The sequence below is a fragment of the Bradyrhizobium sp. Leo78 genome, from assembly GCF_059512425.1.
Window position 1 is genome coordinate 1 of sequence record NZ_JCAMOT010000107.1, and the last position, 5,866, is coordinate 5,866.

The following is a 5,866-nucleotide window of genomic DNA, read 5'->3' on the forward strand; positions in this document are numbered from 1 at the left end:
TGGAAAAGCAACTGCTCCCGCGTTTGCGAATCCCTGCCCTGTGCTAGCTCGCCGGAACGCAAGTTGAGCTCGCGGATTCGTTTCGCGCACCAGGAGCCTTCCAAATGCTGATGACCAGGGAACGGCGCGCGACGATCCGGACGCTGCGAGGATGGGCCATCTCCGTGCTGCAAGAAGTGGGCGCGATCCGCGAATGCGAAGAGCACGGGTGGATGCAGGACCGCACCGACCCGCATGTCCGCGATCGCGCCTTCGACATCGCCCGCGAGTACCCGCCGCTTGGCGTCTCGTCTCAGGCGGCCGCCGTCGCGATCGCCGAAGTGCTGGACTCAATCGGCGACACCTGCCCGGAGTGCCCTCCCGACGACGCGGCTTAAGGGCTGCGACGACTCGACCGCGGACCTCTATAATCCGCGCATGGTCCTACCCGATCCCGAGCAAGGCGCTTCGACCGCGTCCTATCGCAAGATCATCCACATCGACATGGATGCGTTCTATGCCTCCGTGGAACAGCGCGACAACCCGGACCTCCGCGGAAAGCCGGTCGCGGTGGGTGGCTCGGCGGAGCGAGGCGTCGTGGCTGCCGCGAGCTACGAAGCCAGGAAGTTCGGTGTGCGCTCCGCGATGCCGTCGATCACGGCGAAACGCCAGTGTCCCGATCTGATTTTCGTCAAGCCGCGCTTTGAGGTCTACAAGGCCATCAGCGGGCAAATTCGCGAGATTTTCGCGGAGCACACGCCGATCATCGAGCCCTTGTCACTCGACGAGGCCTATCTTGACGTGACCGAAAATCTTCAAGGCATCCCGCTTGGTAGGGACGTCGCTTCGCGCATCCGCGAAACGATCAAGGCCGCGACGGGCCTCAACGCTTCGGCCGGCATCTCCTACAACAAGTTTCTGGCGAAGCTCGCTTCCGATCATCGCAAGCCGAACGGCCAGTTCGTCATCTCGCCTGAGATGGGACCCGCCTTCGTGGAGGGGCTGCCCGTGGTGAAATTCCACGGGATAGGCCCGGCGACGAGCGCGAAGATGAATGCCCTGGGCATCTTCACGGGTCTCGACATGCGCAACCAGACGCTGGAGTTCATGAACGCAAACTTCGGCAAGTCCGGCGCCTACTACTACTGGATCTCGCGCGGCGTCGACGAACGGCCCGTTCGAGCCAACCGGATCCGAAAGTCTGTCGGCGCGGAAAACACGTTCGCGACCGATCTAACCGAATTCGACACCATGGAAGCAGAGCTCGACCCGCTGATCGAGAAGATCTGGCTACACTGCGAGTCGACGGGCACCCGGGGGCGGACGGTGACGCTCAAAGTGAAGTTCGCCGACTTCGAGATCATCACGCGCAGCCGGTCCGTCTCTTCGGCGGTCGCGAACCGCAACGATCTTGCACAACTGGCCACTAGCCTGCTGAAGGACAACATGCCCCTTCCGAAAGCGGTGCGCCTCCTGGGGGTCTCGCTATCTTCCCTGCAAGGCGGGGACGACGCGAAGCCGCAACTGGATTTCGGGATTTGAACCGACTGGGGCATCCACTCATCATACCGCTGTAGCTCAGTCGGTGCGGATGTCTGCTGTAGCCCTAAGAGGAGGCACTAAATCAGACCTCACAAGATGTCGGGGATGGGCCACTTCCGGACTCACGCATTGCAACAAGAAGCCTACGCGATCACCTCGTCTGCGGCGGCAAGCAGTGTTGGTGGAAAGGCAAGACCGAGCGTTCGGCTGCCTTGATAGTGGTGCGTACATATTCAATGCTGCAGAGATGCCAATCCGCAGGTGCCAGCGAGACGGGCTGACACCTTCCGTCAACATCCGAATTATTTACGCCGAGGCCTCGCCTCCAAGTTCCGGCCTCGTCGGTGCGGTGAGCGCCAGCACCGCCACGGCATCCGCGATCCTTGGCGTGTCTGCATAGGTCACCATATGACCGGCATTCTCGACCAGATCTAGCTCGGAATGGGGTAACGCCTGGTGCAGGCGGCGCGATTGGTCGGGCTCGATGAGCCGGTCATCCTTTCCATGCACGATCCTGACGGGACATCGGATGCCCTGATATTGAAGCGGCAACTGTGCGGCGGCTGGAAGAAGAAACGCGCTCTCTTCGGCTGCCGCCCTCAGTTGCTTGGGCCGGAGAGACAGTGAGATCGGAAATTCGTTCTTGAATTCCGGCGGAACGGCACGCGGCGCGAACAGCGTGCGAATAAGCTTCGGCATAAGGGGCCACGATGTGATCGGCGAGATGGTGTAGCGCATCAGATCGCCGAGCAGTGGCAGTGCCGGACCTGACATGAGCCAAAAGTCCATCCGAAAGGTCGGAAAGTAGTAGCCGGACGCGAGCACGAGCCCACTTACGGCATAGTCGCTTCGCAGCGCCAGCGCGATCGCCACCAGCGTTCCCCAGGAATGGCCGAGCACGACGGGATTGCGCACGCCAAGCTGGTCAAGAGCCTTTGCGAACAAGGTAGCTTGCGTTGTGGCCGTCCAGATGCGCATGCGGGGACGGTGGCTGTAGCCAAACCCTGGCCGGTCGAAGCAAACGACGCGGTAGTCGGGGGCTAGGCGGTCGACCAGACCGCTTAGGACGAGATCCTGAATCATGGTGCCATTCCCGTGGAACAGGACCACGCAAGGCGCGGCGGCATCGCCGCGTTCGACATAATGAAGGCGCACTCCGTCGCACTCGATGAAGGCGCCGATCGGCGGGTTCTTTCGCTCCGCTGCCACCTGAAACGCAATATTGCCGAGGATTAGAACGATAAGCCCGGCCAAGACTATCAGCAGGACGGTTTCAGTTGTGGACATCGGGTCAATCCTTAGATGGTCCGCGCTGGCGGGTTACTTCGAATGGGTGGAGCAACCGCGACCTTGGCCAGTGCGCGGCGACCACTAAGGGGTCGCGTGCCCCAAGAACGGATACGCAGCCATCTGCTTCGAATGCTTCCGGAAGGTGTCGATGCGCCTGCTTGTAAATTCTACAATGACGGCGAAAAATTCGAATGGCGACCTGATCGTCACAAGTCTCTGACCGAATTCAAAAGCAAGTTGCATGTCGGCTTGTGCCATTTCCAGAAAATTCGCTTGATAAGCCTGCAGGCTTGCCGTCACTAAAGAAAGATCAAATCCCTTTGTATTGTTGTCCCTCATCCTCTGACGGAAGCTATCTTGTAAGGCAGCCATCTGATTCTCAACGATGGGATTCTTTTGCTTTGACTGCTTTGACTCGTCATGACGCCTGCGCGATTCAGTCGAGCCTGCGGCAACAGAGCGCAGAGGGTTGTCTTTCGGGCTTCTAACAACAGCCTGCTTGTTCCGTCGGGCCGGTACCGCTTTTCTAGGGCCGCGGGCGCGTTTTGACGCTATCGCTCGTTTACGGTTACTCATCTGAGGCTCCAAAGAATGGGTAGCTCGACCACAACGGTCATTTCTAAAACATGCCTTGCGGTGTAGCGTTCCTAACGCGGGATTACCCGCGCGCTCGCCGCAACGCGGTCTCTAGGTGAGCCCTCTCCTTCTCCCAACGCGCTTCCTCAGCCTGCGCCTTTTCCTTGATAAGCTCGAGCTCAGCCTGAAGGTCGGCAGCGTTCTGTTCGTGCTTCCGGCGTGCAGCATCCAAGGCGTTTTGTGCGTTGTCGACGGCCTGTTGCCGTCGCTCGCGCTCCTTCTGCCGAGCAGCCTCTTCCCTCGCGCGTTCACGCTCGCGCCGCTTATGCTGCCTCTCGAAAGCGAGTGCGGCCTTTCGGTCGGCCGCCGCGTCTTCGGTTGGGTTTGTATGCTGCTGCGGCTTTCGGCTTGCCGACTTGCGGCCAGCCTTTTTCGATCTGCCGTCGCCAGCGAGATCGCTCGGCAGTTCCGCGTGCTCCTTGAATGCTCCGCTGGAGCCGACAGGGCGCTTCAGAACGACGCCCGGCGCCGCCATGGTCGCGGCGATGACGTCGGGATCCTCGCTTTGCTTCGCCGCTCCCTGGTGAAAGAGATTGCCTTCGGCGCCCCAGGCTTCCAGAGCCGCTTTCATCGAGGGCGCCGCCACCGCCAGATCGAAGAAGCCGAGCGAAGTCTGGTACGTCTTCAGCTTCCTCGCCATTTGCTCGTGCTCCTGCGCCCCTGCTAGACCACGAGGCGGTCGAAATCGGTCGCAACCCGGCTGTTCGGGAACGCCTTCGTCGCCTCGGCCAGGATTTCCTCATCGGTGTAGCGGCCCGAGATGTGGGTCAAGACGAGCAGCCTGACGTCGCTCTTGGCTGCGAGGGCGGCCGCCTCCGCCGCAGTGAGATGGCCGTAGTCCCGCGCGATGGCCGCATCGCGATCCAGAAAAGTGGCCTCGATCACGAGTACGTCGGCGCCGCGAACGTGCTCGGCCAAGCTCTCGGTAGTTTCGGCATCCCCCACGATGACGAGCTTCTTCTGCCCCTCCGGCGGCCCGAGGACGTCTTCCGGATCAATCGTCCTGCCGTCCGCCAGCGTCACTGGCCTTCCTTCCGCCAGCTCCTTCCGAACCGGGCCGTCCGGCACGCCGAGCGAGATGAGGCGGTCCGGCCGAAGATGACGGCGGGCCGGGCTTTCAAAGGAAAATCCGAAGCTATCGGTGTCGCGGTGGCGTACCGGAAAGCAGTCGATCGCGAATTCGCCGGCGTCGATGACCTGGCCCGCCGTCAACGGAACGAGCTGCAGCGGAATAGGCGCCCTTCCCTCACCCCATAGGCCTGCGAGCATGCGGACGACGACTTCGAGTGTGCCGGGACCACCCTGGATCGTCATGACTTCGGTGCTCTGCCGCAGTCGCAGGGTCGAAAAGAGACCAGGAATGCCGAGCACGTGGTCGAAATGGCCATGGGTCAATAGCAACCGGTCGAGCCTTCGAAAGCCAGCCCCGGCGCGCAGCAATTGGCGCTGCGTTCCCTCTCCGCAATCGATCAGGATGCGATGATTGCCCGCCTCGACGAGAAGCGCCGGATGATTACGTTCGGCCGACGGGACGCTTGCCGACGTCCCCAGGAAGGTGAGCGCGAACATTCGTCGCCTAGCGTCCCTCTTCTCGGTGTGGCTTGCCGAAAACGCTCACGCCCTCGCGCGACCAGATCATATCCGAGTCAGGCCGACTTTCGATGTTGCCTGCTCGTCGGCTTCTTCCCAGCCGTCTCCTTCGCCTGTTTCTTACCTTGGATTGGCATCAGCATTTCCTTCTGGCCGGCCGTCGCCTTTCGCGGCTTCTTGGCCGGCTTGGCAGCCTTCGCCGGCTCCGCTTCTTTGCCGACGCTGCGCCGCAGCGCCTCCATCAGATCGACAACGTTCTCTCCGCGCGGTCGCTCCTTGGGGGTGATCGGCTTGCCGGCTCGCTTCTGGTTGATGAGATCGATCAAGGCCGTCTCGTACTGGTCCTCGAACTTGTCTGGCTCGAAACGGCCGCTCTTCTGGTTCACGATGTGCCTGGCCAGATCGAGCATGTCTTTCGTGACTTTAACGTCCTGGATCTCGTCGAAATACTCGTCCTCGGAGCGGACTTCGTACGGATAACGCAGCAGCGTCCCGACCAGACCCTTGTCCATCGGCTCGAGCGCGATGATGTGCTCGCGGTTCGTCAGCACCACCCGCCCAATCGCGACCTTGTTCATCTCGCGGATTACCGCAAAGGCGTCGTGACCGACCTTGCCGTCCGGCCGCAAGTAGTAAGGACGGATCAGAAAGCGCGGGTCGATCTCCTCGCGATCGACGAACTCGTCGATGTCAATCGTGCGGGTGGATTCCAGCGCGATCTCCTCAAGCTCTTCCTTCGACACTTCGATGATGGTTTCCTTGTCGAGCATGTAGCCCTTGACGATGTCCTCGTTAGCGACCTCCTCGCCAGTATCGGCGTCGACTTTCA

Annotated in this window: 7 protein-coding genes; 2 read left to right on the forward strand and 5 right to left on the reverse strand. The window is 61.2% G+C overall.

Going from position 1 to position 5,866, the window contains the following annotated elements; genetic code table 11:
- Positions 1-104: 104 nt before the first annotated feature.
- Complete coding sequence (locus tag AC5ZG1_RS43320) at positions 105-377, forward strand: hypothetical protein (protein WP_456647230.1); 273 nt, start codon at positions 105-107, stop codon at positions 375-377.
- Between the two features lie 40 nt (positions 378-417).
- Positions 418-1,521, forward strand: coding sequence for a DNA polymerase IV (gene dinB / locus AC5ZG1_RS43325; RefSeq protein ID WP_456647228.1), 1,104 nt, complete (start codon positions 418-420; stop codon positions 1,519-1,521).
- Between the two features lie 306 nt (positions 1,522-1,827).
- Here the strand turns inward: dinB and AC5ZG1_RS43330 are convergent, their stop codons facing one another.
- From AC5ZG1_RS43330 to ku, 5 genes are all read right to left on the reverse strand, one after another.
- Positions 1,828-2,808: an alpha/beta fold hydrolase gene (locus AC5ZG1_RS43330; protein ID WP_456647240.1), complete on the reverse strand. Its 981-nt coding sequence runs from the start codon at positions 2,806-2,808 to the stop codon at positions 1,828-1,830.
- Between the two features lie 84 nt (positions 2,809-2,892).
- Complete coding sequence (locus AC5ZG1_RS43335; RefSeq protein ID WP_496136471.1) at positions 2,893-3,387, reverse strand: Phasin protein; 495 nt, start codon at positions 3,385-3,387, stop codon at positions 2,893-2,895.
- A gap of 82 nt (positions 3,388-3,469) precedes the next feature.
- Positions 3,470-4,087, reverse strand: a complete 618-nt coding sequence (locus AC5ZG1_RS43340; protein WP_456647048.1) for a cell envelope biogenesis protein TolA — start codon at positions 4,085-4,087, stop codon at positions 3,470-3,472.
- 23 nt (positions 4,088-4,110) lie between these two features.
- Positions 4,111-5,016 carry a ribonuclease Z gene (rnz, locus tag AC5ZG1_RS43345; RefSeq protein ID WP_496136472.1) on the reverse strand — a complete coding sequence of 302 codons (906 nt, stop codon included), beginning with the start codon at positions 5,014-5,016 and terminating at the stop codon, positions 4,111-4,113.
- Between the two features lie 77 nt (positions 5,017-5,093).
- Positions 5,094-5,866 (reverse strand): non-homologous end joining protein Ku (gene ku, locus AC5ZG1_RS43350; RefSeq protein WP_496136474.1); only part of this gene is annotated, 773 nt, incomplete at its 5' end.